The following is a 25,109-nucleotide window of genomic DNA, read 5'->3' on the forward strand; positions in this document are numbered from 1 at the left end:
CATGCGGGCTCACGGAACCGTTGTTGATCCCTGAGAAGCCGCCGGGGGCGCAGCCCCGACCTGCGGGGCTGGCGGATCGGGCAGGTACAGGTCGGCGATCTCCAGCGCCAGCCGGTACGGCTCGGGGTCGTTGCGGTTGGTCAGCACCACCACGGTGAAATGCCGCTTCGGCCAGCGCACGATGACGTTGCGCCCGCCGATCGTCTCGCCCGAATGCCACAGCACCTCGCCGTGGATGCGCCAGCCGTAGCCGTAGCCGTCGACGTCCACCTCGTCATGGATCGGGTTGTGCAGGGTGAAGGCGTCGGCGCGCATCGCGTCCGACAGCAGGCGGTCGTCGTACAGCGCCGCGTCCCACTTGGCCAGGTCGTCGATCGAGGAATAGATGCCGCCGTCGCCGAGCACCGCGCTGGTCGAACTCTGGTCGGTGCGCGCCCACCTGCCGTCGACGAGGCTGTGGCCGTACGCACGGTTGGCGACCGTCGAGATCCCGTTCTCGTAGGCCACGGTGTGCGCCATGTCCAGCGGCTCGAAGATGCGCTCGCGCAGGAACGTGGCGAAATCCCGCCCCGACGCCTTGCCCACGACCAGCGCCAGCAGCGCGTAGCCGCCGTTGCTGTAGCGATAGCCGGTGCCGGGCGCGAAGTACAGGCGCTCCTCGCGTTCGAGCAGGTGCAGCACGTCGATGTCGTGCACCTGCTCCGTCGCGTCGGGCGCCATCAGGTCTTCGTAGTCGACCAGGCCCGAGGCGTGGGTGAGCAGGTGGCGCAGCGTGATCGCATCGGTGCTGGCCGGCAGCGACGGCAGCCACTTGCGGACCGGGTCGTCCAGCGAGAGCTTGCCGTCCTGCGCCAGCAGCAGGATGGCCGCGGCGGTGAACTGCTTGCTCACCGAGGCCAGGCGGAAGTTCGTCGCTGGCGTCACCGGCGTGCGGGCTTCGAGATCGGCCAGCCCGTAGCCGCGCCGCAGCAGGGGCTCGCCATCACGCAGCACCAGCACCGCCGCGCCGGGCGCGTCGCCGCTGTAGTCGCGCATCAGCGCATCGACCGGGGACTGCATCGTGTCGCCTCCGGTGGTGCAGCCGGCGAGCACGGCCAGCAGGAGCGAAAGGGAACGGATCCGGCGCATCGGCCGATTGTAGCCAGCCGGCGCGGCCGGCGGGGCTGCGGCTGAAAACGGAAACGGCCGCGCTGTGGCGGCCGCTTCCGGTGCGCGGGTTGCTTTTACTCGGTGCGAAACTCGATGCCGAGCGTGAGCACGTTGGCGGTGATGTCCACGCCGTCGCGGCCGCCGGTGAGGCGATCGAAGTTCAGGCTCATGCCGAAGTTCGGGCTGAAGTCGTAGCCGACCGAAGCACCGAAGTACGGATCGATCGAATCGGCGCTGTCACGGCCGTAACCCTCGATCTCGCCTTCCAGCTTGCCCTGCGCCACGCCGGCGCGGCCGCTGAGGAAGAAGCCGTTGCCGTCGGCGCCGAAGTTCTTCTTGCCGACCACGCCCAGGCCCAGCGCCGTGGCCTTGAGCGACAAGCCGTCCCAGCGGTCGTTGTAGACATGGGTATAGAAGCCTTCGACGGCCCAGTTTGGATGGAAGTAGTAGCCGCCGCGCACCGACCAGTTGTTGCCCTTGTCGCCGATGCTGCCGACGTCCGACACGTCGATGTCGCCATCGGTGCGGCCTGCCTGCAGCGCCATGAAACTGGCGGCGCTGGCGGTGGTGGACAGGCCGGCCAGGGCCAGGGCGAAGACCGCCGCGGACATTCTTCTCATCTTGCAGTTCCTGTTGTTCGGGTAGCCCGTCATTGGGCGGCCGCAGGCTACCGATCGCCGCCGCGGGCGGCAATTGGAAGTATTCGCATGCGGGAGTTCCGGTCCGGCTTGCCGACTGCGCGACAAGTCGCGGTGCCTGCGCGGGGCGGCGCTTACCAATGCACCACGCTACTGATCCCGCGGAGGGAACCGCAGCACCACGCCGCGCTCTTCCTGCACCGGGCGCTGCCACAGCACCGGCACGTCGCGCGGCGCTTCGGCCTCGAACTGGTCGCGGTCGGCCGCCGCGGCCTGCGCGTCGAGCGCGGCCTGCTCCTCCTCGATCTCCCAGCTGTACCTGCGCCGCGGTGCCTGCGGATCCTGGCGCCGGAACGCGAACGCAGCGACCACGCCGGCCACCGCGCCGCCCAGGTGCGACTGCCACGACACGTCGATCTCGCGCGGCAGCACCGTGAGCAGCATGCCGCCGTAGAGGAACAGCGCGATCATCGCCGCGGCGATCGAGGCGCGGTCGCGGCGCAGCAGGCCGAGCACGAACACCAGGAACAGCAGCCCGTGGCCGAGCCCGCTGGCGCCGAGATGATGCGAACCCGCGGCGCCCAGCAGCCAGGCGCCCAAGCCCGAGCCGAGCCAGACCAGCGGCAACGCGCGGATCGTCGCGCGCGGATAGACGCTGCCGGCCAGGGTGCCGAGCAGCAGCAGCGACACCGCGTTCGCGCCCAGGTGTTCCGGCGAGCCGTGCAGGAGCGGCGCGGTCAGCACGCCGAGCAGGCCGGCCGCCGTTTGCGGGATCACCGCGAACGGGCGCCAGTCCAGCGACTGCTGCGCCGAGAACACCACCGCCAGCAGCAGCACGAAGGCGAGGCTGGCCTTGAGCGCGCGCAGCAGGCGCGCGCGGTCGTGGCGACGCTGTGCGGCGGCGTCGAGCGGCGGTTCGGGCGTGTCCAGGTGCATGGCACGAGGATGGCGCCAAATCGCGGCGATGCAAGGGCAGCGGACGTGCCCTTACGTCGAGATCGCCAATCGCTCCTGCCGGTAGCGCCGCGTGGCGGCGAACCACAGCAGCGCCGCAACGCCGAAGCCGGCACCGAAGTACACCGCCCATTCCAGCGCCTCGACGGGTTCGCTGCGGATCACTTTCATTAGCATCTGGTTCTGGGCCAGGAAGGGCACCGTGTACTGCCACAGCTGGGTGCGGATCGGGCTGACCATCAGCATCACCGTGGGCACGATCGGCAGCAGCATCAGCATCGACATGTAGCTCTGCGCTTCCTTCACCGACTTGGCGCCGGCGGCGATGAAGGTCAGCAGCGCGGTGCCGATGAACAGCATCGGCAGCAGGATCAGCAGCATCTTGGCGATCGCCAGCATGCGCACGTCCATCATCTTGCCGATGCCGGGCACGAACTGCGCGCCGACCTTCAGCGCAAGCAGGGTCAGCAGCAGCGTCGCCAGGCCCACCAGCGAAGCGGCCACGATCTTGCCGCTGACGATCGCGCCGCGCGAGGCCGGCGTGGCCAGCAGCGGTTCGAGCGATTGCCGCTCGCGCTCGCCGGCAGTGGTGTCGATGATCAGGTAGGCGCCGCCGACGAAGGCGCTGAGGATCAGCAGGTACGGCAGGAATGCCATCACCATGCCGCGCCGCGCTTCGGGCGTGGACAGGTCCTTGTGCGCCACCGACAGCGGCGCGGCCACCGCCGGATTGATCCCGCGCGCCAGCAGCCGCAGCGCGCCGACCTGCTGGCCGTAGCGCTGCAGCGCGTTCTCGATCCGCTTCACCGGGATCGCGGAATCCTGGCGCGTGCTGTCGTGCACGATCTCCACCAGCGCCGGGTTGCCGGCCTGCCAGTCCTTGCCGAAATCGTCGCCGATGCGCACGTAGGCATCCTCGTCCTGGCTGCGGATCGCGGCGTCCGGATCGCTGGCAAGCTGCTTGCGCTCGATGCCCTCGGCGGCGAGCCACTTGACCAGTTCCGGCGCGCGGTCGGCGCCGACGATCGCGATCTGCAGCGGTTTGTCGATCTGGCTCTTGGTGCGGCTCTGGGCCAGGGTCAGCATCCCGAGCAGCAGCGCCGGCACGACCAGCGGCCCCATCACCAGCGCCAGCATCAGCGTACGGCGGTCGCGCGACAGCTCACGCAACTCCTTCATGCAAACCGTCCACAGCGCCTTCATGCGTGCAGCCCCTCGTCCGAACCGATCAGTGTCACGAAAGCGTCCTCGAGGTTGTCGTGCCCGGCCTGCGCGCGCAGCTCGTCGGGCGTGCCCTGCGCGGCGACACGGCCGTGCGCAATCACCACGATGCGATCGCACAAGGCCGCCACCTCCTGCATGATGTGGCTGGAGAAGATCACGCAGCGGCCCTCGGCGCGCAGGTCCTTGAGGAAGCCGCGCAGGCCGCGCGTGGTCATCACGTCCAGGCCGTTGGTGGGTTCGTCGAGGATCACGTTGCGCGGGTCGTGCACCAGCGCGCGCGCGATCGCGGTCTTGGTGCGCTGGCCCTGGCTGAAGCCCTCGGTCTGGCGATCGAGGAAATCCTCCATCTGCAGCGCCGCGGCCAGCTTGCCGATGCGCGTGTCGATGATGGCGCGCGGCAGGCCGTGGAGCTCGCCGAAGTACTGGATGTTCTCGCGCGCGGTCAGGCGCTTGTACACGCCGCGCGCGTCGGGCAGCACGCCCAGCGCGCGCCGTGCGGCGACCGGGTCGGCGGCGACGTCGCGGCCGTCGACCATGATGCGCCCGCTTTCCGGCGCCATCAGCGAATACAGCATGCGCAGGGTGGTGGTCTTGCCGGCGCCGTTGGGGCCGAGCAGGCCGGTGATTTCCCCGTCACGCGCCTCGAAGCCGACGTCGTCGACCGCGACCACGGGGGTCTTGTCCTTGCCCTTGCCGGGGAAGGTCTTGCGCAGGTGTTCGGCAGTGATCATGGGATTCGGGATTCGGGATTGGGGATTCGGAAAAGCGCAGGGGCGATCGGGACATCGGATTCGTTCCGGGCGTCTTCCCATCCCGAAACCCGAATCCCCAATCCCGGCTTCATGGCCCCCACCCGTTGAAGCTGGTGAACGGCGGCGTGTACGCCAGCTTGTCGAGGCACTTCGCGTCGAGCGACTTCGCATCGGCCGTGTCGAGGAACTGCGCGAACAGCTTGGGCATGCAGCCGGCGCCGATCACGTTGTGGCCCTGCCCGCGCAGCACCAGCGCGCGGCCGTTGGGCAGGGTCTTCACCACGCGCGCGGCGTAGTCGGGCGGGGTGACCGGGTCGAGTTCGCCCGACAGCAGCAGCGCCGGCACGTCGCTGGCCAGCGGTGCGTGGAAGTCGTCCGGGCGCTTGCCCTTCGGCCACGCGCCGCATTGCGCGACCAGGCCCGCAACCAGCGAGTTGCCCAGCAGCGACGACGCCATCGCCGGATCGTCCTTCAGCCCGTCTGCGTCCTCGCTGCAGATCACCGACAGCTGCATGCCGTAGGCCATCTGGTCCGACAGCTGGCTGTCGAGCATCTTCGACAGCGCCATCAGCCCGTCGAAGCGACCCTGCACGCCCTCGTGGATCAGCAGCGGCAGGATCGACGACACCATCGGCGAATAGGCGTACATCCGCGCCAGCCCGGCGATGTGCGCGGGCAGCAGGCGTTCCTGTTTCGACTCGCCGGTGGAGGCGTCGCGATAGGTCACCAGCGGCGGGTCGGCCTTGAGTCGCGCCATCAGCGCGTCGAGCTGTTCGCGCGGGTTGCCCAGCGCCTTGGCGCAGGCCGGGATCTTGCCGCAGCGGGCAAACTGCAGGTCCAGTGCCGATTCGAGGTTGCGGGCAAAGTCGTTGCCCAGGTAGATGTCGTTCGGCGCTACCGAATCGAGTACCAGGGTGCGCGCGTGCCGTGGATACGCGCGCGCGTACTGCTGCGCGACGCGGGTGCCGTAGGAGATGCCGAGCAGGTTGATCGTGTCGGCGCCGATCGCCTGGCGCACCGCGTCGAGGTCGCGGATCGCGTCGGTGGTGGTGTAGAAGCGCAGGTCCGCGCGCTTTTCCAGCGCGTCGCGGCAGCGTTCGACTGCCGCCAGCATCGCCTGCTGCATGGCCGCCTCGTCGAGCGACGGATCGCCTTCGGCGACATCCGCGCACTGCAGCGGGTTGGACTTGCCGGTGCCGCGCTGGTCCACCAGGACCACGCCGCGCTGCTTGAGCACGTCCTTGAACGCCGGCGCCACCGCGGGATAGCTGGCGGTGGCCGACTGGCCGGGGCCGCCGGCAAGCAGGAACACCGGGTCGGGCGCCTTGTCGCCATCTTCATCGGCCGGGATCCAGGCGATGTTGAGCACCACCTTGCGTCCCTGCGGCAGCGCGGGGTTTTCCGCCACCGGCAGCGAACCGCACTGTGCCTCCACCCCGGGCGCGCCGAGCTGCGAGGGCAGGGTGCAGGGAGTGAACGCAAGACTGCCGAGCATGCGCGGCCTGGACGGCGGCGCGGCTGTCGCCCTGGCCGGTGCGGCGGCGGCGCTGGTCGATGCGCCGTCGGCGGATGCGTCGCGGGCGTGGTCGCGGTACTGGCGATAGCCGAAGAACGCGAGCAGCAGCAGCGCGACGAGGATGAAGCGGGCTTTGCGGGACATGGCGGCCTGCGGCGGCGGGATGGAAGCGAAGGGTCAGGATGACACGACGCGGCCCCGCGCCGGATGTGACAGGAGTTGGGCCGCGGCTCTCGCGGCTCTTCGTAGGAGCGGCCCATGGCCGCGAGCTTTTCGACGGCCACGGGAAGGGCTCGCGGCCATGGGCCGCTCCTACAGGGGCAATCGCTCCTGCAAGGGCCGGCCTATTTGGACGAGACGTACTTCTCGCGGCGGATCTGCGGCACCGGCAGGCCGTGTTCCTTCAGCGCCTCGAAGCAGGCATCGACCATGTTCGGGTTGCCGCACAGGTAGGCGATGTCACGGCCCGGATCGGGCGCAAACTCGGTGAGGAACTGCTGCACGTAGCCGTGGCGCACGTCGGCATGCGCATGCATCGAACCGGCTTCGGGCAGTTCGCGCGACAGGCACGGCAGGTAGCGGAAACCGGGGTGCGCCTCGGCGAAGGCGCGGAATTCGTCGCCGTACAGCAGCTCGCCCGGATTGCGCGCGCCGGCCAGCAGCACCACCTCCACGCCGCGCTCGGCCATCGCCCGCGCCAGCAGCGGCAGCATCGCGCGGTACGGGGTGATGCCGGTGCCGGTGCCGATCAGCAGGTAGCGCGCGTTGGCGTCGGCGGGCGCGAGGCAGAAGCGGCCATAGGGGCCGCTGGCCTCGATGTGGCCGCCCTCGTCCAGGCCCTCGAACAGCGCCGTCGCGGCGCCGCCGGGCACGTAGCTCACCGCGATTTCCACCGCGTCGCCCGGGGCCTGGGTGTGGTTGTGGATGGTCGCCAGCGAATAGCTGCGCTTGGTCGCGGTGCCGTCGGCGTACTCGAAATGCACCTGCACGAACTGCCCGGGAATGAAATCCAGGGGCTGGCCGTCGTCGCGCACGAACGACAGGTGCGCGACCGTCGGCGCCAGCATGCGCCGTCCGGTGAGCCTTAATGGGAAGCGCTTGATGGCGGACAAGGATCGGACGTTGTGTTGCCGGAGCGGGCTCCGCTGGCCGCCTATAATACCGGCTTGCCGCGACACCGCGGCTCCAGGAAGCCCCATGACCGCATCCACGCAGCCCCTCGCGGGCGCATCGGCGGCGTCGCCTCCGGCGCTGTCGGTACGCGACCTGCGCAAGACCTACGACAACGGCGTCGAGGCCCTCAAGGGGATCTCGCTCGACGTGCATCCCGGTGATTTCTACGCGCTGCTCGGCCCCAACGGCGCCGGTAAGTCGACCCTCATCGGCATTGTTTCCTCGCTGGTGAACAAGACGTCCGGCGAAGTGAGCGTGTTCGGCGTGGACCTGCACGCGCACCGCGACCAGGCGATGCGCCTGATCGGGCTGGTGCCGCAGGAGCTGAACTTCAACATGTTCGAGAAGCCGCGCGACATCCTGGTCAACTACGCGGGTTTCTACGGCATCCCGCGCGCGCAGGCGCTGGTGCGCGCGGAAGAGGAGCTCCGGCGCGCGCAGCTGTGGGACAAGGCGCAGATGATCGCGCGCACGCTGTCGGGCGGCATGAAGCGGCGGTTGATGATCGCCCGGGCGATGATGACCCGGCCGCGGCTGCTGATCCTCGACGAACCCACCGCGGGCGTGGACATCGAGATCCGCCGCGACATGTGGAAGACGCTGCGCGAGATCAACGCCGCCGGCACCACCATCATCCTCACCACGCATTACCTCGAGGAAGCCGAGAACCTGTGCCGGCACCTGGCGATCATCGACCGCGGCGTGATCGTCGAGCAGGGGCCGATGCGCTCGCTGCTCGCGAAGCTCGACGTCGAAGGCTTCCTGTTCGACGTCGACGGCGCGCTGCCGGAGACGCTGCCGGCGATCGAGGGCGCGACCCTGGTCGCGCTGGACGCACAGACGCTCGACCTCGACATGCCGCGGGCGATGGACCTCAACCGCGTGTTCGCGGTGCTGGGCGAGGCGGGCATCCGGGTGCGTTCGATGCGGACCAAGTCCAATCGCCTTGAAGAACTGTTCGTGCGCATGACCGGGCCGAACGCCGTCGCACAGCAACCGGGGAAGGCCGCATGAGCACGACGGCCACGCCCATCGCCGTCACCGACGCCCGCCGCAACTGGACCGCGCTATACACCGTCGCCCGCCGCGAGGTGGTGCGGATCCTGCGGATCTGGGGCCAGACCCTGGTGCCGCCGGCGATCACCATGACCCTGTACTTCCTGATCTTCGGCGGCCTGATCGGCTCGCGCGTTGGCGAGATGGACGGGATCCGGTACATGGACTTCATCGTCCCCGGGCTGGTGATGATGAGCGTGATCCAGAACAGCTACGGCAACATTTCGTCGAGCTTCTTCGGGGCCAAGTTCGGCCGCCACGTCGAGGAGCTGCTGGTCAGCCCGATGCCGAGCTGGGTGATCCTCGGCGGCTACGTCGCCGGCGCGGTGCTGCGCGGGCTGATGGTCGGCGTCATCGTGCTGTGCATCGCGATGCTGTTCACCACCGTGCGCATCCCCCACCCGCTGGTGACCCTGAGCACGGTGCTGCTGGGCGCGACGATCTTCTCGCTGGCCGGCTTCGTCAACGCGGTGTACGCGAAGAAGTTCGACGACGTGGCGATCGTGCCGATCTTCATCCTCACTCCGCTCACCTACCTGGGCGGCGTGTTCTATTCGATCAAGCTGCTGCCCGGCTGGGCCGAGACGCTGACCCACGCCAACCCGATCTTCTACATGGTCAACGCGTTCCGCTACGGCCTGCTCGGGGTCAGCGACGTGCCGCTGTGGGTGGCGTACGTGCTGATGCTGGGCTTCGTCGTCGCGCTGGCCGCGCTGGCGCTGTGGCTGCTGCGGCGCGGCGTGGGCCTGCGCAGCTGAGCCTGCGGCAGGTCGGGGCTACGCCCCCGACGGCTTTGGTCCGCACGCGTCGGGGGCGTAGCCCCGACCTGCGGCGCGGTCGAGCCATGGATCGCTCCCAATTGCTGGAGGCTGCAAGACGATGAGAATCCTTGTCCTCGGCGCCGGCGGAACCGGCGGCTACTTCGGCGGGCGCCTGGCCCAATCGGGCGCCGACGTGACCTTCCTGGTCCGGCAGGCGCGCGCGGCGCAGCTGCAGCGCGACGGATTGCATATCCGCAGTCCGCTGGGCGACGCCGCCCTCGACGTCGCGCACACGACGGCGGAGGCATTGCCCGCGCTGGTCGCGAAGGCGCCGTTCGACCTGGTGCTGCTCAGCTGCAAGGCCTACGACCTCGACAGCGCGATGGACGCGATCGCGCCCGCGATCGGGCCGGATGCGACGATCCTTCCGATCCTCAACGGCCTGCGCCACTACGCCGCGCTCGACGCACGTTTCGGCGCGGAGCGCGTGCTCGGCGGGCTGTGCTTCATCAGCGCGGCGAAGGGCGCGGGCGGCGAGATCCTGCACCTGGGCCATCCGGCGTCGATCACCTTCGGCGAGCGCGGCGGCGACAGCGACAGCGCGCGCACGCAGGCGTTCGCGGCGCTGTGCGCGCGCGCCGGCATCGACCACCTGTGCAGCCCGCGCATCGCGCGCGAGCTGTGGAGCAAGTACAGCTTCCTCGCCGCGCTCGCCGCCGGCACCTGTCTGATGCGCGCCAGCATCGGCCGCATCGTCGCCGGCGACGGCGGCGCGGCGTTCATGGAGGCGCTGCACCGCGAATGCCTGGCCATCGCCGCGGCCGCAGGCGAACCGGTGCCGGACGCCGCGGCGGAGCAAGCGCGCGCGACGCTGACCCAGCCCGGTTCGCCGCTCACCGCCTCGATGCTGCGCGACCTGCAGGCCGGGCAGGCGATCGAGGGCGAACACATCGTCGGCGACATGCTGCGCCGCGCCCGCGACGCCGGCATCGATGCGCCGCTGCTGGCCACGGCGTGGGTGCACCTGCAGGCGTACAGCTCGCGGCGCGAGGACCCAGCCCTGTAGGAGCGGCCCACGGCCGCGAGCCCGGGTCGATGATCGACCACGCGTGGGCGGCGCCAGTCAGCACGCCGAAGAGTTCGCGGCCATGGGCCGCTCCTACGCGTTCGGGTCGCGGGGCTCAGCTTTCTGCCGTTGCCGGGTGCGCGCCGCGGCGATGGAACTTCTTCGCCGCCCATTCGCCCACGTCGTCGATCACGGTGAACGCCGCCGGGATCACGATCAGGCTCAGCAGCGTCGAGGTGATCAGGCCGCCGATCACCGCGATCGCCATCGGCGCGCGGAAGCTCGAGTCGCCGGAGAAGCCCAGCGCGATCGGCATCATGCCCGCGCCCATCGCCAGCGTGGTCATGATCACCGGCTGCGCGCGCTTGCGGCAGGCGTCGATCAGCGCGTCGTGCTGTGAAAGCCCGTGCTCGTCCTCGGCCATCACCGCGTAGTCCACCAGCAGGATCGAGTTCTTGCTGGCGATGCCGATCAGCATCAGCAGCCCGATCAGCGCCGGCAGCGACAGCATGTTCTGGGTCAGCAGCAGCGCGCCGAACGCACCGCCCGCGCACAGCGGCACCGCGGTGAGGATGGTCAGCGGCATCAGCGCGTGGTTGAACAGCAGCAGCAGGACCATGTAGATGCACGCCAGCCCGGCGACCATCGCGATCGCGAAGCCGACGAACAGTTCGATGAACACTTCCGAGTCGCCGGTATTGAGGAAGCTCACCCCGTCCGGGAGGTGCTGCACGCTCGGCAGCGCCTGCACTTCGTTCATCACCTCGCCCAGCGGGCGGCCGTTGAGTTCGGCGGTGAGGGTCACGTTGCGCTGGCGCTGGTAGCGCGAGATCTGCGATGGCCCGCTGGCGGCGCGGATGTCGGCCACCGCGGCCAGCGGCACCGGGCCGTCCTTGCCGCGCACGCGCAGCTGGCCGATCAGCGCCGGGTTGGCGAGCGTGGATTCGGCGAAACCGACCCGGATCGGCACCTGCCGTTCGGGCAGGTTGAGCTTGGCCAGGCGTTGCTCGTAGTCGCCGGCAGTGGCGATGCGCGCGGCTTCGGCGATGTCGGCGGTGGCCACGCCCAGGTCGGCGGCGCGCGCCGGGTCGGGCGTGATCACGATTTCCGGGCGCAGCAGCGATGCCGACGAGGTCACGCTGCCCAGCCCGTCGATGCCGCGCAGGTCGCGCTCCAGCGCGGTGGCCGCGGACTGCAGGCGCTGCGGGTCGTCGCCGGCCAGCACCAGCTGCATCATTTCGCCGGGCTCGGAGCTGATGTAGCTCACGCGCACGCCCGGCAGGTCGGCGAGCCTGCCGCGGGCGAGGCGTTCGAGGGTTTTCTGGTCGCGGTCGCGGTCGTCGGCCTTGCCCCAGTCGAGGATCAGGGTGGCCTTGCGCGGTTCGCCGATGCCGGATTTCGACGGATCGCCCAGGTCGAGCACGCTGCCGACCGCGGTGTAGACCTGTTCGAGCTCGGGAATATCGGCCAGCAGCGCGCGCGCCTGCTCGGCCACCGCGGTGGTGTCACGCAGGGTGGTGCCCGGCGGCAGCTCCAGGCTCAGGTTGCTGCGGCCCAGGTCGGAGGTCGGGATGAAGGTGGTGGGGATGAACGGCACGATCGCCAGCGAGGCGACGAACAGGCCGGTGGCGATCCACAGCGTGCGCGCGCGGTGCCGCAGCGCCGCGTCCACCCAGCCCAGGTACCAGGTCATCAGCTTCGACTCTCGCTTCTCCTCGCCGTGCGGCTTGAGCAGGTAGGCGGCCATCATCGGCGTGAGCAGGCGCGCGACCAGCAGCGAGAACATCACCGCCGTCGCCGCGGTCCAGCCGAACTCGCGGAAGAACTTGCCGGCGATGCCGGGCATGAACGCCACCGGCACGAACACCGCCGCCAGCGTCAGCGAGGTCGCGATCACCGCGGTGCCGATCTCGGCGGCGGCGTCGCGCGCGGCGTCGATCGGCTTCTTGCCCATGCGCAGGTGGCGCACGATGTTCTCGATCTCGACGATCGCGTCGTCCACCAGGATGCCGACCACCACGCTCAGCGCCAGCAGCGTGATCAGGTTCAGGCTGAAACCGAACCAGTGCATCACCGCGAAGGTCGGGATGATCGACAGCGGCAGCGCCACCGCCGACACCCAGGTCGCGCGCCAGTCGCGCAGGAAGAACCAGACCACCAGCAGCGCCAGCAGCGCGCCTTCCCACAGCATCGTCATCGACGACTCGTAGGAACGCACGGTCTCGTCGATCACCGTGGTGACGAGTTGGAAATCGACGCCGGCGTGGTCGGCCTTGAGCTGCTCCAGCGCCTTTTCCACGCCTGCGGCGACTTCCACCTCGCTCGACCCGCGGGTGCGCGACATCGAGAACGCCACCACCGGCTTGCCGTCGAGCAGCGCGGCCTCGGTGGGATCGGCCGCCGCATCGGTGATCCGCGCGACCGCCGACAGCCGCACCGCGCGGCCGTCGGGCAGGCTGATCGAGAAGTCGCGCAGCGCCGCGGCGCTGTCGATGGTGCCGACGGTGCGGATCACCTGCTGCTCGCCGTCGAGCTCGGCCTTGCCGCCGGCGCGCTCGACCTGGATCCGCGCCAGCTGCTGCGAGACGTCGCCGGCGGTGACGCCGAGCGCCTGCAGCGCGTCGGGATCGAGGTCCACGCGCACCTGGCGGTCGACGCCGCCCACCCGCTTGACCTGGGCCACGCCGGGCACGCCGTACATCGCGCGCGCCACCTCGCGGTCGACGAACCAGCTCAGCTCGTCCGGCCGCAGCTTCGGCGCGACCACCGCGTAGGTCATCAGCGAGCCGCCGATGTCGACCTTCGAGATCACCGGCTCCTGGATGTCCTGCGGCAGGTCGGTGCGGATGCGGGTGACCGCGTCGCGGGTGTCGTCGAGCGCGGTGGCGAGATCCGTTTCCAGATGGAACTCGATGCTGGTGACGCTCACGCCTTCGCTGACGCTCGACATCACCCGCTTGATGTTGGGGATCGTCGCCACCGAGTCCTCGACCCGGCGCGTAACCTCGGCCTCCAGCTGGCTCGGCGAAGCGCCGGGCTGGGTGATGGTCACCGTGGTCATCGGGAAGGCGATGTCGGGGAAGCGCGCCACCGGCAGCTCGTGGAAGCCCCACAGCCCGGCCACGCACAGCACGAAGAACAGCATCAGCGCCGGCAGCGGGCGCTGGATGGCCCAGGCGGAGAAGTTCATGGCGTGGTCGCCGCGCCGGTGTCGGCCTTCGTTGCCGCTGCCGGCGCGCCGGCGGCGGCAACGACGCGCGCGGTGTCGCCGTCGCCGAGGAAGCCGGCGCCGTGTTCGACCACCGCATCGCCGGCCTCCAGGCCGTCGACGATCTCGACCCGGCCGTCGACCTTGGCGCCGATGGCCACGCGCACGCGGTGTGCGACGTGCCTGTCGTCGAGGGTGAACACGTAGGCGTGGCCGTCGCGCTGCACCACCGAGGCCGCGGGCACGGTCAGCGCGCTGCCGGCGCCGGTGACGATGCGGCCTTCGACGTATGCGCCCGGCTGCAGCGGACCGGGCTCGGGCAGGTCGGCGTAGATCGTGCCGGTGCGGGTCTGGCTGTCGACGCCGGGACTGACCGCTCGGATGCGGCCGGTGACGGTGCCGTCACGCGACGGCAGCTGCACGGTGGCGCCGGGTTCGACCCGGGCGAGATCGTCCTCGGGCAGTTCCGCGCGCCATTCCAGGCGTCCGTCGCGGATCAGCCGCAGCAGCTCGGTGCCGGCGGCGACCACCTGTCCGGGCTGCACCAGCCGCTTCGAGATCACGCCGTCGGCCGGTGCGCGCAGCTCGGCGAAGTCGCGCCGCAGCTGCGCCGCGTCGCGCGATGCGCGCGCGGTGTTGCGCCGCGCTTCGGCCTGGGTGCGCGCGGCGCGCAGTTCGTCGAGCTGCGAGGCGCTGATGAACCTGTCCTTCACCAGCAGTTCGGCGCGGGCCAGATTGGCGCGCGCCAGCGCGACGCCGGCTTCGGCCTCGGACAGTGCGGCGTTGGCCTGCTGCAGTTCGCTGTCGAGGCTGCGGTGGTCGAGTTCGAGCAGCACGTCGCCCTTGCGGACCTGCTGGCCGACGTCGACGTTGAGCGTGGTCACGCGCGCGCCGCTGATCTCCACGCCCAGCTGCATCTCCTCGAACGCCGCGACCGGCCCCGAGACCACGACCGCGCGCTGGATCGGCCGCATTTGCGCACGGGCCAGGGTGACGGCGAGGGTGGAGGCGGGGGCGTCCTGGCCGGCGGCGCCGGGCTGGTCGCCACAGGCCGACAGCAGGAGGACCAGGCAGGCGGCGACGGCGACTCTGGGGGCGTGCATGCAATGTTCCCGGAGGAAAGGGGCACCACCGGGTGGCAGCGCGGGCGCAATTGTACTGACAGGTACATTAATTCGCGACAGCCGTTCTTTCACGTCGCCGCGGACAGGAGCGTTGTTTCCGGGGCGCGGTCAGTGCTTCGCCGCGGCGCGGATCTGGTCCAGGCCCAGCGCCTCGCTCGTGGCCGGTGGCGGCAGGCCTGCCTTCTTGCAGAAGGCGACCAGGCGCGGGTCGTCACGGGCGCGCAGGATGATCGGGTCGCCCAGCATGAACAGGATGTCGCCGGCCGGCGCGCGCTCCAGCCAGTTCACGGTGCGGCCGTAGTCGCCGCGCAGTGCGTAGGCCCGCGCCACCAGGTAGGGGTCGGTCTTCTCCCAGGTCCGGTCGGCCAGCACCTTTGCCAGCGCGGCATCCGCGGCCGCGCGATCCGGGGAAGCCTGCAGCGCGATCGCCAGGTTCATTTCCCGCCACGGCGACGGCCGGTCCCGGGCGACTTCCAGCGCGGCCCGCGAGTCGCCGCGCGCGATGGCGAAGTACATGAACTGGATCGAGGGAGACGATTTCGGCTGCGACAGGCCTTCGGCGATGCGCAGGTACTTCTGCGCGTCGTCCAGGCGGCCGGTGGCCATCAGCAGTTTTGCGTACTCGGAATGGTTGACGGTGTAGAGCGGCTCGATCGCAAGCAGGCGCTCGCGCAGCGCGATCGCCTCGTGCAGCTTGCCGATCCCGGCCAGGGTGTAGCCGCAGCCGTTGAGGACCGTGCCATCGTCCGGCGCCAGCTGCACCGCGCGACGGCACTCGGCCAGCGCGCCCCGGTGATCGAACCCGTAGAACGCCACGTAGGCGCGCGCGGCGTGGGCCGGGCCCAGTCCGGGCGCCAGTTGCAGCGCCCTGTCCGCCGCGAGGCGCGCTTCGAGCATGTGTTCGCGGGCAACGACGGGAGGTTCCTTCCAGAACACGGCGGCGGTACTCCGTGCCCCCGACAGGTGGGCCCATGCCATCGCGTAAGCGGGGTCGAGCTGCACGGCTTCGGCCATGTACTCGGCCGCCCTCGGGAAATCCTCGTCGTGCCAGTGCTTCAGGCCCTGCAGGTAAGCGTCGTAGGCGTCGATGTTGCCGCTGGGCGGCCGGTCGCCGTGCCCCGTGGTCTCCTCGGGCGGCAGAAGCTTCACCTGCAGCGCGGCGGCGACCGCGGACGTGATCTCGTCCTGCAGCGCGAACAGGTCCCGGTACGGGCGATCGTAGTGCTCGGCCCACAGCGTGCTGCCGTCGGCGGCCCGGGTCAGCGCGGCGTTGATGCGCACCATGTCCCCCGCGCGCTGCACGCTGCCGCCGAGCAGGTAGGACACGCCGAGCCTGCGGCCGATGCTCGCGCTGTCGGCGTTGCCGCCGCGGAACTGGAAGGACGAGGTGCGCCCGATCACCTTCAGTCCCTCGAACCGGGACAGGGCGTCAATCAGGCTTTCCGACAGGCCATCGGAGAAGAACTGCTGCTCCGCGTCGTTGCTGGCGTTGGCCAGCGGCAGCACCGCGATGCTGCGCCCGGCGGCAGCCACGCCCGGCGCTGCCGGCGCAGCACCTGTCGGCGCAGCGCTCGCCGGCGCGCGCTCGGCGGGCTGCCACCACAGCCAGCCCGTGAAGGCGAGCGCGGCCAGCAGCGGCGGCAGCCACCAGCGCCATGCACGACGATGCGATGGTTGGTCGCTGGCTCGACGCTGCGGCGGCTGCCGTGCGGTCGCAGTCAATGGAGGTGCGGCAGTGGAAGCCGCAGCGGGATCTTCTGCAGCCGGGTCGGCCGGGAGCGCCGCCGGCACCGGTGCGGCCGCGTCGGCGGGCAGGTCGAAGCGGTAGCCCACACCGTGCAGGGTGTGCAGCAGGCGCGGATGGTGCGCGTCCTCGCCCAGCGCCTGGCGCAGCAGGGTCATCACCCGGTTCAGCACGCCGGGCGTGACGTGGCGGTGGCCCCAGACGGCGTCGAGGATCTCGTCGCGGGTGAACACGTGGCCCGGGCTGCCGGCCAGCAGCGCCAGTACGTCGAAGGCCTTGGGTTCCAGCGGCTGCGCGGCGCCGCCGCGGACCAGCCGCCGCCCGGCGAAATCGATCAGCACGTCGTCGAAGGCAAGTCTGGCCGGCGCGGGCTGCTGCATGGAGGCTTGCACGGAAGAACCGGGGCGCAGCCGAGGATACGCGCAAAGCCGTGGCGACCGGCCCCAAGCATTTCCCAAGCTTTCCAAGCAAAGCCGAGCGGCGGCCAAGCCGCGGCCTCAAGACTGGCGCCGGCGCGCGGCGGACGCTGGCGATGCCGGCATCCGCCGGTGTTTCCGATCGGAGCCTCCGGTCGACCAGGGAGATCGTCATGAATCGCATCCACATGCACACCGTTCTTGCCGCCGCGGTAACCACCCTCGCCTGCGCCGCGCCCGCGGCCGTTGCCGGCCACCGCGCGCACGGCTTCGGCCCGTGGGGGGACCCGCAGATGCTGCCGCCGGCGGTCGACACCGCCGCGGCCGCCGAGGGCTGCCCGATTGAATCGCCCGACGGGCGCGAGCTGTACATCGCCTCCAACCGCAGCGCGCCGGGCGCGCAGGGCAAGCTCGACATCTATCGCTCGCGCCGCGGCAAGGGGCGCTTCGGCGACTGGGGCACGCCGCAGAACCTGGGCACGCCGGTGAACTCGACCGAGTTCGACTACTGCCCCACGCCGCTGGTGGGCCGCTGGCTGATGTTCGTCAGCTCGCGCGCGCACGCCGACGACTGCGTTCCCGGCGACGCCCCGCCGCCGGCGCCGCCCGGCGGCCCCGCGCCCGGCGACATCTACCTGAGTTGGGAATTCCGCCCCGGGCACTGGATCGCGCCGCTGCACCTGGGCTGCGCCCCGAACGGCCCCAACACCGCCGGCGCCGAGTTCAGCCCGTCGCTGGTCCACACCGCCGCCGGCACGTTCCTGTATTTCTCCAGCAACGGCTATGACGACAGCCAGGGCCAGGACATCTATGCCAGCCGGGTGCTGCGCGACGGCACGGTGCTGCCGGGCAAGCGCGTGGCCGAACTGAGCACCGCGGCCGACGACCGCATGCCCAACGTGCGCAGGGACGGGCTGGAGATCGTCTTCAGCTCCAACCGCGCCGGCGCCACGCCGTTCGACCAGGACATCTACGTGGCCACCCGCCGCAGCGTGCGCGCGCCGTGGTCGGCGCCGGTGCGGATCGCCGATCCGGACATCAACACGCCCGGATCCGAGACCCGCGCTTCGCTGTCGGGCGACGGCACCCGGCTGTACTTCGGCCGCAAGCTCACCGCCGCCGATCCCGGCGACGTGTACGTCAGCACCCGGCGCCGGCATCCCTGATCGCCAGGGAAATCCCGGGCAATGCTGCCCTGCCCGTCATCCCCGCAAGCGCGGGGATGACGGCAGCGGCCCAGGCCCTGCTCAGGATGAAGCCGGCAGGCCGAAGAAGGCGCGCGTGGTCGCGGTGGCGTTCGCCGCGGTGACCGCCACGTCCTCACCGCGGTCGCGCGCGAGCTCCTCGACAATGTGCGCCAGGTACATCGGCTCGTTGCGGCGGTGAGAGGGCGCGGGCTTCACCGTGCGCGGCAGCAGGTAGGGCGCGTCGGTTTCGATCATCAGCCGGTCGGCCGGGATGTGCTTCACCAGCTCGCGCAGGTGCTGGCCACGGCGCTCGTCGCACAGCCAACCGGTGATGCCGACATGCCAATCGCGATCCAGGTAGTCGAACAGCTCCGCGCGGGTCCCGGTGAAGCAATGCACCACCGCCGGGCCGAGCCGGCCGTCGAAGGCCTTCATGACCGCCATGAAATCGACATGGGCGTCGCGCTGGTGGAGGAACAGCGGCTTGCCGGTCTCCGCCGCGATCTCCAGCTGGCGTTCGAACGCCTTGCGCTGTGCCGGGCGCGGTGAGAAGTCGCGGAAATAGTCCAGCCCGCATTCGCCCACGGCCACCACCTCGGGATGCGCGTGCAGTTCGCGCATTTCCGAGTCGCATTCGGCGGTGTACTCGGTCGCGTGGTGCGGATGCACGCCGGCGGTGGCAAACAGCTCGCCCGGATGCGCGCGCGCCAGGGCCAGCGCCTGCGGCGAATGCTCGCGGCTGGCACCGGTGACCACCATCTGCACCACCCCGGCATCGCGCGCGCGCTGCAGCACCGCGTCGCGGTCGTGGTCGAAGCTGTCGTGGGTGAGGTTGGCGCCGATGTCGATCAGTTGCACGGGGATTCGCATTGGGTGGTTCGCGGTGGGCGAAAGCATAGCGGCTCGCGTTGCGCAGAACCTGCGCGTGCGCGTGCGTGCACATCCGGGACGATCGCGCCCGTATCCTTGCCGCGTGGACGCGCCCGGATTCCCCATCTCGCCATTGCTGCCGGACATCCGCGCGTCGCTTGCCGCGCATCCGCGACTGGTGCTCGAAGCGCCGCCCGGCGCCGGCAAGACCACCCAGGTGCCGCTGGCGCTGCTCGATGCGCCGTGGCTGGCGGGTCGCAGGATCGTGATGCTCGAACCGCGCCGCGTCGCCGCGCGCGCCGCCGCGGGTTTCATGGCCGCGCAACTCGGCGAAGCGGTCGGCGAGACCGTCGGCTACCGCATCCGCTTCGAGCGCAAGGTGTCCGCGCGCACCCGCGTCGAAGTGGTCACCGAGGGCATCCTGACGCGGATGCTGCAGGACGATCCCACCCTGGGCGACGGCACGCCCGACGCCGTCGGCGCGCTGCTGTTCGACGAATTCCACGAACGCCACCTGTCCGGCGACCTGGGCCTGGCGCTGGCGCTGGACGTGCAGGCGGGCCTGCGCGAAGACCTGCGCATCGTGGTGATGTCGGCGACGCTCGACGGCGAGCGCCTGGCGCAGTTCCTCGATGCACCGCGGCTGTCGAGCGCGGGCCGCAGCTTCGCGGTCGACATCGCGCATTTCCCGGCGCGGCGCGAGGAGTCGATGGAAGCGCAGGCGCGGCGCGCGGTGGAGCACGCGCTCGCCGCGCATCCGGGCGACGTGCTGGTGTTCCTGCCGGGGCAGCGCGAGATCATGCGGGTGCAGGCGGCCCTGCTCGCCTCCCTGCCTGCGCAGGGGAATGAGCAAGGCGTCGCGGTCCTGCCGCTGCATGGCGACCTCCCGCTCGACCAGCAGTCGCAGGTGCTGCAACCCGATCCGCAGGGCCGCCGCCGCGTGGTGCTGGCGACCAACGTCGCCGAGTCCAGCGTCACCCTGCCGGGCGTGCGCGCGGTGGTCGACAGTGGTCTCGCGCGCGAGCCGCGCTTCGATCCCAACAGCGGCTTCTCGCGGCTGGACGTGGTCAACATTACCCAGGCCTCCGCCGACCAGCGCGCCGGCCGCGCCGGGCGCGTGTCCACGGGCTGGGCGTACCGGCTGTGGCCGCAGTCGCAGCGGCTGGAGCCGCAGCGGCGCGCGGAGATCATGCAGGTCGAACTGGCCGCGCTGGCGCTGGAACTGGCCGGCTGGGGCAGCGATGCGCTGCGCTTCGTCGACCCGCCGCCGCCCGGCGCGCTGGCCGCCGCGCGCGACCTGCTGCAGCGGCTCGGCGCGCTCGACGCCACGCATGCGATCACGCCGCCGGGCCGGCGCATGCTCGCGCTGGGCACCCATCCGCGGCTGGCGGCGATGCTGTTGTCCGCGAATGCGGACGACGACCGCGCGCTGGCCTGCGACCTGGCCGCGCTGGTCGAAGCGCGCGATCCGCTGCGCTCGCGCTCCGACGCGCTGGCCGAACGCTGGCGCGCGCTGGCCGCGTTCCGCGACGGGCGCGCTCCGCATGACGCCAATCGCGGCGCGCTGGCCGCCATCGACGCGGCGGCAAGGCAGTGGCGCCGACGCCTGCGCGTCGACGCCGTGCCGCCGCGCGAGATCGAGGCGCACCGGCTCGGCGATCTCCTGGCCCACGCCTTCCCCGATCGCATCGCCCATCGCCACGCCACCGACCCGCGCCGCTACCAGCTCGCCAACGGCCGCATGGCCAAGCTGTTCGACGACAGCGCGCTGGTCGGCGAGCCGTGGCTGGTCGCCAGCGAACTGCGTTTCGACGCGCGCGATGCGCTGCTGCTGCGCGCGGCGCCGGTCGACGAGCGCTTCCTGCGAAGCGCGTTCGCCGGCCATTTTTCCGACCGCGACGAAACCCGCTGGGACGGCGACCGCCGCGCACTGGTCGCCGAGTGCGTGCAACGCTTTGACGGCATCGTGCTCGACGCGCGCCCGGCCGGCCGCGCCGATCCCGCGCAGGCCGCGCAGGCGCTTACCGACGCGGTGCGCGACCTCGGCCTCTACGCATTGCCGTGGAGCGACGGCCTGCGCCAGTGGCGCGCGCGCGTGCAGGCGCTGCGCGAATGGATGCCGGAACTCGACCTGCCCGACCTGAGCGATGACGCCCTGCTCGCCTCGCTCGACGACTGGCTGCGCCCGGCGTTCGCCGGTGCGACGCGCCTGGACGCACTGTCGGCCGAGGCGCTGGCCGAAGCGCTGAAGTCGCCGTTCGACTGGTCGCTGCGCCGGCGCATCGACCGGCTCGCGCCAACCCACGTCGAGGTGCCCTCGGGCATGCAGCGCCGCATCGACTACGCGATCGGCGACGACGGCCGCGCCGCGCCGCCGGTGCTGGCGGTGAAGCTGCAGGAGCTGTTCGGCCTGGCCGACACCCCGCGCGTTGCCGACGGCCGCGTCGCGCTGACCGTGCACCTGTTGTCACCCGCCGGCCGCCCGCTGCAGGTGACCGGCGACCTGCGCAGTTTCTGGGAAAACGTCTATCCCGAAGTGCGCAAGGAGATGAAGGGGCGCTATCCGAAGCATCCGTGGCCCGAGGACCCATGGAACGCCGTCGCCACCCATCGCGCCAAGCCGCGCGGATCCTGACCGGCAGTCGAGGCCGCGCGCGACGCCGTCGCGTGCGCCGCGTCGGTCGCGTAATTTTCATCGGCGCCGGACCGGCGAACAGGGCCGGGGATTGAAGCGGTTTCGCCAGGCGCAACGAGCGCCGCTGCATCCCGTTCAAGGCGGATGAACCGACGGTCAGCGGCCGTGGCCATACTCACGCCGATTCAACGCCGCGCCGCCGAAACTGGCTGCCGGTCAATCCCATCGGGCATCCCCCATGAGCAAACTCGAATCCCTGTCCGGCCGCGCGCTGGAACTTGCCGGCAGCATTGGCGACACCCTGCGCGAGCGCGTGCCGGACCGCGCCGTGCAATGGATCGGAACCGGCGCCGCGCTCGGTGCGCTGAAGACCGGCGGCCGCGCGGCGACGAAGTTCGTGCGCCGCAACCCAGCGGTTGCCGTGGCCGGCGCGGTCGGTGCCGGCCTGCTGCTGTATGCGGTGCGCCGCCAGCAGCGCAAGTCGCGCGAACAGGCGATCGAGGGCAAGGCGACCCGTATCGAGGCGAAGAAGGCGGCGCCGCGCACGGCCAGCAAGCGCGCGCGCAAGGCCACGACCGACTGATCCTGGATCCCTGATCCTGCTCCGCCCCCTGCGAACGCAGGGGGAGATTGGGAGGGGGTGTCCACGGTTAACGGTGCTGCTGAAGACACCCCTGCCCAACCCTCCCCTGCCTTCGCAGGGGAGGGAGCAAGGCTCGCGGCCATGGGCCGCTCCTACCGCAGCGCGGGCGTGCGCTTTCAGCCGCCGTTCGCCGACAGCGCCTCGGGCAGTTCGACCACGAAGCGTGCGCCGCCGCCGTCGCGGTCCTCGTACCAGAGCTGGCCGCCGGCATTGCCGACGATCTGCCGCGCCAGCGACAGTCCCAGTCCGCTCGACAGACCATCGGCGGGGTCCACGTCAGTCAGGCGCGCGAACGGCTTGAACAGTTCGCGCTGACGCGACGCGGGAATCCCGGCGCCGCGGTCTTCCACCAGCAGCTGCCAGAACCCGGGCGCGCTGGCGCGCACCGAGATCTCGATGTCGCTGTCGGGCGCGTACTTCATCGCGTTGCTGATGAGGTTTTCCGCGACCTGGCGCAGCACCAGGTGGTCGATCGCCACCGGCCGGCACTGCGCCGGCGCCTGGACGTGCAGCCGCAGGCCCCGGCCTTCGAGCTGCAGGCCGTAGCGGCGCGCGAGCCAGTCGAGTACCTCGGGCAGCGACGCGGCGACAGCGTGGGCTTCGGCATGCTGCCGCGACATCAGGTCGTCGGCTTGCGCCTCCAGGTAGCGCCGGATATAGCCGAGCGCGTCGTTGGCGCTGTCGTGGATCATTTCCAGATAGCGCGGGATGCGCTCGGGCTTCGTGCCCTGGTGGATCAGGATGTCGCTGGCGAACAGCACGCTGGTCAGCGGGTTCTTGAGGTCGTGCGCGACCAGGTTCACCAGCTCCTGGCGCTCGCGGGCGACGCGTTCGAGGCGGTCGCGGGTCTGCTTCAGGCCGACGTGCGCATTGACCCGTGCCAGCAGCTCCTCGGGCATGAACGGCTTGGTGACGTAGTCCACCGCGCCGGCGTCGAACGCGCGCAGCAGCAGTTCGCGGTCGTGCGCCGCGGTCAGGAACACCACCGGCAGGCGCAGCAGTTCGGGCCGTTGCTTGATCTGTTCGAGCAGGGCGAAGCCGTCCATGCCGGGCATGATCATGTCGAGCAGCATCAGGTCGGGCGTCTGCTCGGAGGCGATCGCCAGCGCTTCCTCGCCGCTGTCGGCGGTGATCACTTCGTAACCGTGGCGCGAGAGCAGGGTGCTGACGACCCGCAGGTTGGCCGCCTGGTCGTCGACGACGAGGATGCTGCCGGACGCGTTGGCCGTGTGGGTGGTCATGTCGGAGTTGTTCCGCGGCCCCAATGAAGCTGAATGCGATTGCCCCGCGCGTCACGTTACCAGAATCACCCGGCGTGCCCACACTTGTGCCGCGGCGCACGCGGTCGCAGTGCGCGCGAAGCTGAACGCGTTCAGAAAAACGGATGAGCCAGCGGGCGCCACTGGCCCGGTTGCAATGCGTGCAGCCGCGCGCTGCCGATCGCCGTGCGCACCAGCCGCAGCGTCGGCAGCCCGACGGCGGCCGTCATGCGCCGCACCTGGCGATTGCGGCCTTCGCTGATCCCCAGTTCCAGCCACGCATCGGGGACGCTCTTGCGAAAGCGCACCGGCGGATCGCGCGGCCAGATCGTGGGGGGCGCGTCCAGCAGTCGCGCGAGCGCGGGGCGGGCGGGGCCGTCGTTGAGGTCAACGCCTTCGCGCAGCGCCTGCAGCTGCGCATCGGTCGGCGTGCCTTCCACCTGCACCAGGTAGGTCTTGCGCAGCCTGTGGCGCGGGTCGGTGATCCGGTGTGCAAGGGCGCCATCATCGGTGAGCAGCAGCAGGCCCTCGCTGTCGTGGTCGAGCCTTCCGGCCGGGTACACGCCGGCAGGCAGGCCGAACTCCGCCAGCGTCCGCCGCGCCGGGGTGCCGCGGTCGGTGAACTGGCACAGCACGTGGAAGGGCTTGTTGAAGGCGATCAGCATGTGGAGCCGGGAATGGGGAATGGGGAATCGGGAATGGCAGAGGTGCAGGTTCCCGCTGCCTTGCCATCACGCCCGCCAGTAGCGGTTAGCTGCCTTTGCCCTTCCGGATCCCCGTTTCCGATTTCCGATTCCCGGCTCTTCAGGGCTTCACGAACCGAAGCGTCATCCGGTCGCTCTCGCCGATCGCCCGGTACTTCGCATTGTCTTCGGCGTCGTGCTTGTTGGTCGGCGGCAGCGTCCACACGCCGCCGGGATAGTCCTTGGTGTCCTTCGGGTTGGCGTTGACCTCGCTCTTTGCATCGAGCTTGAAGCCCGCCGCCTCGGCCATCGCGATCACCTGCTGTTCGCCGACGTAACCGGACTTGTCGTCGTCGCCGACGTCGCCGTTGGCGCGATGTTCGGCGACGCCCAGCACGCCGCCCGGCTTGAGCACCGCGAAGAAGCCGCGGAACATGCCCTCCGCCTGGCCGGCCGAGCGCCAGTTGTGGACGTTGCGGAAGGTCAGCACCACGTCCGCCGAACCCGGTGCGCCGAACACCGGCGCGGCCGGATCGTAGGCGACGACCCGTGCGCGGTCGAACTGCGCCGGCGCGGCGGCGAACTTCGCCTCCAGCCCCGACTTCGACTTTTGCTGGTAATCGCGGCTGCCGCCTTCCTTGACCGCCATTGGATCGACCACTGCGGCGATGTAGTGGCCCTTGTCGCGCAGCAGCGGTGCCAGGATCTCGGCATACCAGCCGCCGCCGGGGGTGATCTCGATGACCGTCTGGTCCGGCTTCACGCCGAAGAACGCCAGCGTTTCGGCGGGATGGCGATAGCGGTCGCGCGCGGTGTTCTCCGCGCCGCGCCAGTCGCCGGCAACGGCCTGCTGCAGGGCGGCATCGACCTCGGCGTGCGCCGGTGCGGCGGCGGTTTCCTGCGCGCGTGCGATCGCGGCGATGGAAATGCTCAGGCCCGCGGCCAGCGCGCAGGCAATCAGGACGTGTCGCATGGGGGATCTCCGGGAACGGGGGTGACAGCGTGCCATATCGGCGAAGCGGGCTGGCGCAGAGGCGTGGAAACCAGCCTG

Annotated in this window: 20 protein-coding genes; 6 read left to right on the forward strand and 14 right to left on the reverse strand. The window is 70.7% G+C overall.

Annotated elements, in window-relative coordinates; all coding sequences use genetic code 11:
• Window positions 1–9: 9 nt before the first annotated feature.
• The 7 genes from H570_RS16175 to H570_RS0103155 all read right to left on the reverse strand — a co-directional run bounded on the left by H570_RS16175 (window position 10) and on the right by H570_RS0103155 (window position 7,432).
• A complete protein-coding gene (locus H570_RS16175) occupies window positions 10–1,059 on the reverse strand; it encodes a serine hydrolase domain-containing protein (RefSeq protein WP_245559536.1) in 1,050 nt (349 codons plus the stop codon).
• Window positions 1,060–1,223: 164 nt separating this feature from the next.
• Complete coding sequence (locus H570_RS0103130; protein ID WP_169447726.1) at window positions 1,224–1,769, reverse strand: outer membrane beta-barrel protein; 546 nt, start codon at window positions 1,767–1,769, stop codon at window positions 1,224–1,226.
• Window positions 1,770–1,937: 168 nt separating this feature from the next.
• Window positions 1,938–2,723 (reverse strand): rhomboid family intramembrane serine protease, encoded by a 786-nt coding sequence (locus H570_RS0103135; RefSeq protein WP_051176060.1) that lies wholly within the window; start codon window positions 2,721–2,723, stop codon window positions 1,938–1,940.
• Window positions 2,724–2,774: 51 nt separating this feature from the next.
• Window positions 2,775–3,944, reverse strand: a complete 1,170-nt coding sequence (locus tag H570_RS0103140; protein WP_027079473.1) for an ABC transporter permease — start codon at window positions 3,942–3,944, stop codon at window positions 2,775–2,777.
• On the reverse strand, window positions 3,941–4,696 hold the full coding sequence (locus tag H570_RS0103145) for an ABC transporter ATP-binding protein (protein WP_027079474.1): 756 nt from the start codon (window positions 4,694–4,696) through the stop codon (window positions 3,941–3,943). The genes H570_RS0103140 and H570_RS0103145 overlap by 4 nt, the downstream gene beginning before the upstream one ends.
• A 109-nt stretch (window positions 4,697–4,805) precedes the next feature.
• Window positions 4,806–6,377, reverse strand: coding sequence for an alpha/beta fold hydrolase (locus tag H570_RS16180; protein WP_084499683.1), 1,572 nt, complete (start codon window positions 6,375–6,377; stop codon window positions 4,806–4,808).
• Window positions 6,378–6,577: 200 nt separating this feature from the next.
• Complete coding sequence (locus H570_RS0103155; RefSeq protein WP_084499685.1) at window positions 6,578–7,432, reverse strand: ferredoxin--NADP reductase; 855 nt, start codon at window positions 7,430–7,432, stop codon at window positions 6,578–6,580.
• On the opposite strand from H570_RS0103155, the gene H570_RS0103160 reads away from it, so the two are divergent.
• From H570_RS0103160 to panE, 3 genes are all read left to right on the forward strand, one after another.
• The gene (locus tag H570_RS0103160) at window positions 7,431–8,420 is read left to right on the forward strand and encodes an ABC transporter ATP-binding protein (RefSeq protein WP_036134997.1); all 990 of its coding nucleotides are present in this window, start codon (window positions 7,431–7,433) and stop codon (window positions 8,418–8,420) included. The two genes, H570_RS0103155 and H570_RS0103160, sit on opposite strands and share 2 nt — an antisense overlap.
• Complete coding sequence (locus H570_RS0103165) at window positions 8,417–9,220, forward strand: ABC transporter permease (protein ID WP_027079477.1); 804 nt, start codon at window positions 8,417–8,419, stop codon at window positions 9,218–9,220. Before H570_RS0103160 ends, H570_RS0103165 begins: the two co-directional genes overlap by 4 nt.
• Window positions 9,221–9,341: 121 nt before the next feature.
• The gene (gene panE, locus H570_RS0103170; protein ID WP_027079478.1) at window positions 9,342–10,289 is read left to right on the forward strand and encodes a 2-dehydropantoate 2-reductase; all 948 of its coding nucleotides are present in this window, start codon (window positions 9,342–9,344) and stop codon (window positions 10,287–10,289) included.
• A gap of 115 nt (window positions 10,290–10,404) precedes the next feature.
• On the opposite strand, the gene H570_RS0103175 is transcribed toward panE, so the two are convergent.
• The 3 genes from H570_RS0103175 to H570_RS18025 all read right to left on the reverse strand — a co-directional run bounded on the left by H570_RS0103175 (window position 10,405) and on the right by H570_RS18025 (window position 16,745).
• The gene (locus tag H570_RS0103175) at window positions 10,405–13,479 is read right to left on the reverse strand and encodes an efflux RND transporter permease subunit (protein ID WP_027079479.1); all 3,075 of its coding nucleotides are present in this window, start codon (window positions 13,477–13,479) and stop codon (window positions 10,405–10,407) included.
• The gene (locus tag H570_RS16185; RefSeq protein ID WP_036134998.1) at window positions 13,476–14,600 is read right to left on the reverse strand and encodes an efflux RND transporter periplasmic adaptor subunit; all 1,125 of its coding nucleotides are present in this window, start codon (window positions 14,598–14,600) and stop codon (window positions 13,476–13,478) included. Before H570_RS16185 ends, H570_RS0103175 begins: the two co-directional genes overlap by 4 nt.
• Before the next feature lie 129 nt (window positions 14,601–14,729).
• The gene (locus tag H570_RS18025) at window positions 14,730–16,745 is read right to left on the reverse strand and encodes a winged helix-turn-helix domain-containing tetratricopeptide repeat protein (RefSeq protein ID WP_051176062.1); all 2,016 of its coding nucleotides are present in this window, start codon (window positions 16,743–16,745) and stop codon (window positions 14,730–14,732) included.
• Window positions 16,746–16,954: 209 nt separating this feature from the next.
• Here H570_RS18025 and H570_RS0103190 point away from each other — a divergent pair, with 209 nt between their 5' ends.
• Window positions 16,955–17,947, forward strand: a complete 993-nt coding sequence (locus tag H570_RS0103190) for a PD40 domain-containing protein (RefSeq protein ID WP_027079480.1) — start codon at window positions 16,955–16,957, stop codon at window positions 17,945–17,947.
• 81 nt (window positions 17,948–18,028) lie between these two features.
• Here H570_RS0103190 and H570_RS0103195 read toward each other — a convergent pair whose 3' ends face one another.
• Window positions 18,029–18,826 carry a TatD family hydrolase gene (locus H570_RS0103195; RefSeq protein ID WP_027079481.1) on the reverse strand — a complete coding sequence of 266 codons (798 nt, stop codon included), beginning with the start codon at window positions 18,824–18,826 and terminating at the stop codon, window positions 18,029–18,031.
• Window positions 18,827–18,941: 115 nt separating this feature from the next.
• On the opposite strand from H570_RS0103195, the gene hrpB reads away from it, so the two are divergent.
• Window positions 18,942–21,473, forward strand: a complete 2,532-nt coding sequence (hrpB, locus tag H570_RS0103200; protein WP_027079482.1) for an ATP-dependent helicase HrpB — start codon at window positions 18,942–18,944, stop codon at window positions 21,471–21,473.
• Window positions 21,474–21,711: 238 nt separating this feature from the next.
• Entirely contained in the window at window positions 21,712–22,056 is a 345-nt protein-coding gene (locus H570_RS0103205; protein WP_027079483.1) for a hypothetical protein, read from the forward strand.
• A 176-nt stretch (window positions 22,057–22,232) separates the two neighbouring features.
• Here the strand turns inward: H570_RS0103205 and H570_RS0103210 are convergent, their stop codons facing one another.
• The 3 genes from H570_RS0103210 to H570_RS0103220 all read right to left on the reverse strand — a co-directional run bounded on the left by H570_RS0103210 (window position 22,233) and on the right by H570_RS0103220 (window position 25,031).
• Window positions 22,233–23,357 carry a hybrid sensor histidine kinase/response regulator gene (locus H570_RS0103210; RefSeq protein WP_027079484.1) on the reverse strand — a complete coding sequence of 375 codons (1,125 nt, stop codon included), beginning with the start codon at window positions 23,355–23,357 and terminating at the stop codon, window positions 22,233–22,235.
• 131 nt (window positions 23,358–23,488) lie between these two features.
• A complete protein-coding gene (locus H570_RS0103215) occupies window positions 23,489–24,040 on the reverse strand; it encodes a pseudouridine synthase (RefSeq protein ID WP_027079485.1) in 552 nt (183 codons plus the stop codon).
• Between the two features lie 139 nt (window positions 24,041–24,179).
• Window positions 24,180–25,031 (reverse strand): class I SAM-dependent methyltransferase, encoded by an 852-nt coding sequence (locus H570_RS0103220; RefSeq protein WP_036134999.1) that lies wholly within the window; start codon window positions 25,029–25,031, stop codon window positions 24,180–24,182.
• Window positions 25,032–25,109: the final 78 nt, after the last annotated feature.

It is taken from the genome of Luteimonas mephitis DSM 12574 (assembly GCF_000422305.1).
Classification (GTDB): Bacteria; Pseudomonadota; Gammaproteobacteria; order Xanthomonadales; family Xanthomonadaceae; genus Luteimonas; species Luteimonas mephitis.

Coding starts and splice junctions, on each gene's coding strand:
- H570_RS0103145 (WP_027079474.1), bottom strand. CDS start 4,696: ATGATCACTGCCGAACACCTGCGCAAGACCTTCCCCGGCAAGGGCAAG.
- H570_RS0103190 (WP_027079480.1), top strand. CDS start 16,955: ATGAATCGCATCCACATGCACACCGTTCTTGCCGCCGCGGTAACCACC.
- H570_RS18025 (WP_051176062.1), bottom strand. CDS start 16,745: ATGCAGCAGCCCGCGCCGGCCAGACTTGCCTTCGACGACGTGCTGATC.
- H570_RS0103210 (WP_027079484.1), bottom strand. CDS start 23,357: ATGACCACCCACACGGCCAACGCGTCCGGCAGCATCCTCGTCGTCGAC.
- H570_RS0103205 (WP_027079483.1), top strand. CDS start 21,712: ATGAGCAAACTCGAATCCCTGTCCGGCCGCGCGCTGGAACTTGCCGGC.
- H570_RS16180 (WP_084499683.1), bottom strand. CDS start 6,377: ATGTCCCGCAAAGCCCGCTTCATCCTCGTCGCGCTGCTGCTGCTCGCG.
- H570_RS0103215 (WP_027079485.1), bottom strand. CDS start 24,040: ATGCTGATCGCCTTCAACAAGCCCTTCCACGTGCTGTGCCAGTTCACC.
- H570_RS16185 (WP_036134998.1), bottom strand. CDS start 14,600: ATGCACGCCCCCAGAGTCGCCGTCGCCGCCTGCCTGGTCCTCCTGCTG.
- H570_RS0103175 (WP_027079479.1), bottom strand. CDS start 13,479: ATGAACTTCTCCGCCTGGGCCATCCAGCGCCCGCTGCCGGCGCTGATG.
- H570_RS0103130 (WP_169447726.1), bottom strand. CDS start 1,769: ATGAGAAGAATGTCCGCGGCGGTCTTCGCCCTGGCCCTGGCCGGCCTG.
- H570_RS0103165 (WP_027079477.1), top strand. CDS start 8,417: ATGAGCACGACGGCCACGCCCATCGCCGTCACCGACGCCCGCCGCAAC.
- panE (WP_027079478.1), top strand. CDS start 9,342: ATGAGAATCCTTGTCCTCGGCGCCGGCGGAACCGGCGGCTACTTCGGC.
- H570_RS0103135 (WP_051176060.1), bottom strand. CDS start 2,723: ATGCACCTGGACACGCCCGAACCGCCGCTCGACGCCGCCGCACAGCGT.
- H570_RS16175 (WP_245559536.1), bottom strand. CDS start 1,059: ATGCAGTCCCCGGTCGATGCGCTGATGCGCGACTACAGCGGCGACGCG.
- H570_RS0103220 (WP_036134999.1), bottom strand. CDS start 25,031: ATGCGACACGTCCTGATTGCCTGCGCGCTGGCCGCGGGCCTGAGCATT.
- H570_RS0103160 (WP_036134997.1), top strand. CDS start 7,431: ATGACCGCATCCACGCAGCCCCTCGCGGGCGCATCGGCGGCGTCGCCT.
- H570_RS0103155 (WP_084499685.1), bottom strand. CDS start 7,432: ATGGGGCTTCCTGGAGCCGCGGTGTCGCGGCAAGCCGGTATTATAGGC.
- H570_RS0103140 (WP_027079473.1), bottom strand. CDS start 3,944: ATGAAGGCGCTGTGGACGGTTTGCATGAAGGAGTTGCGTGAGCTGTCG.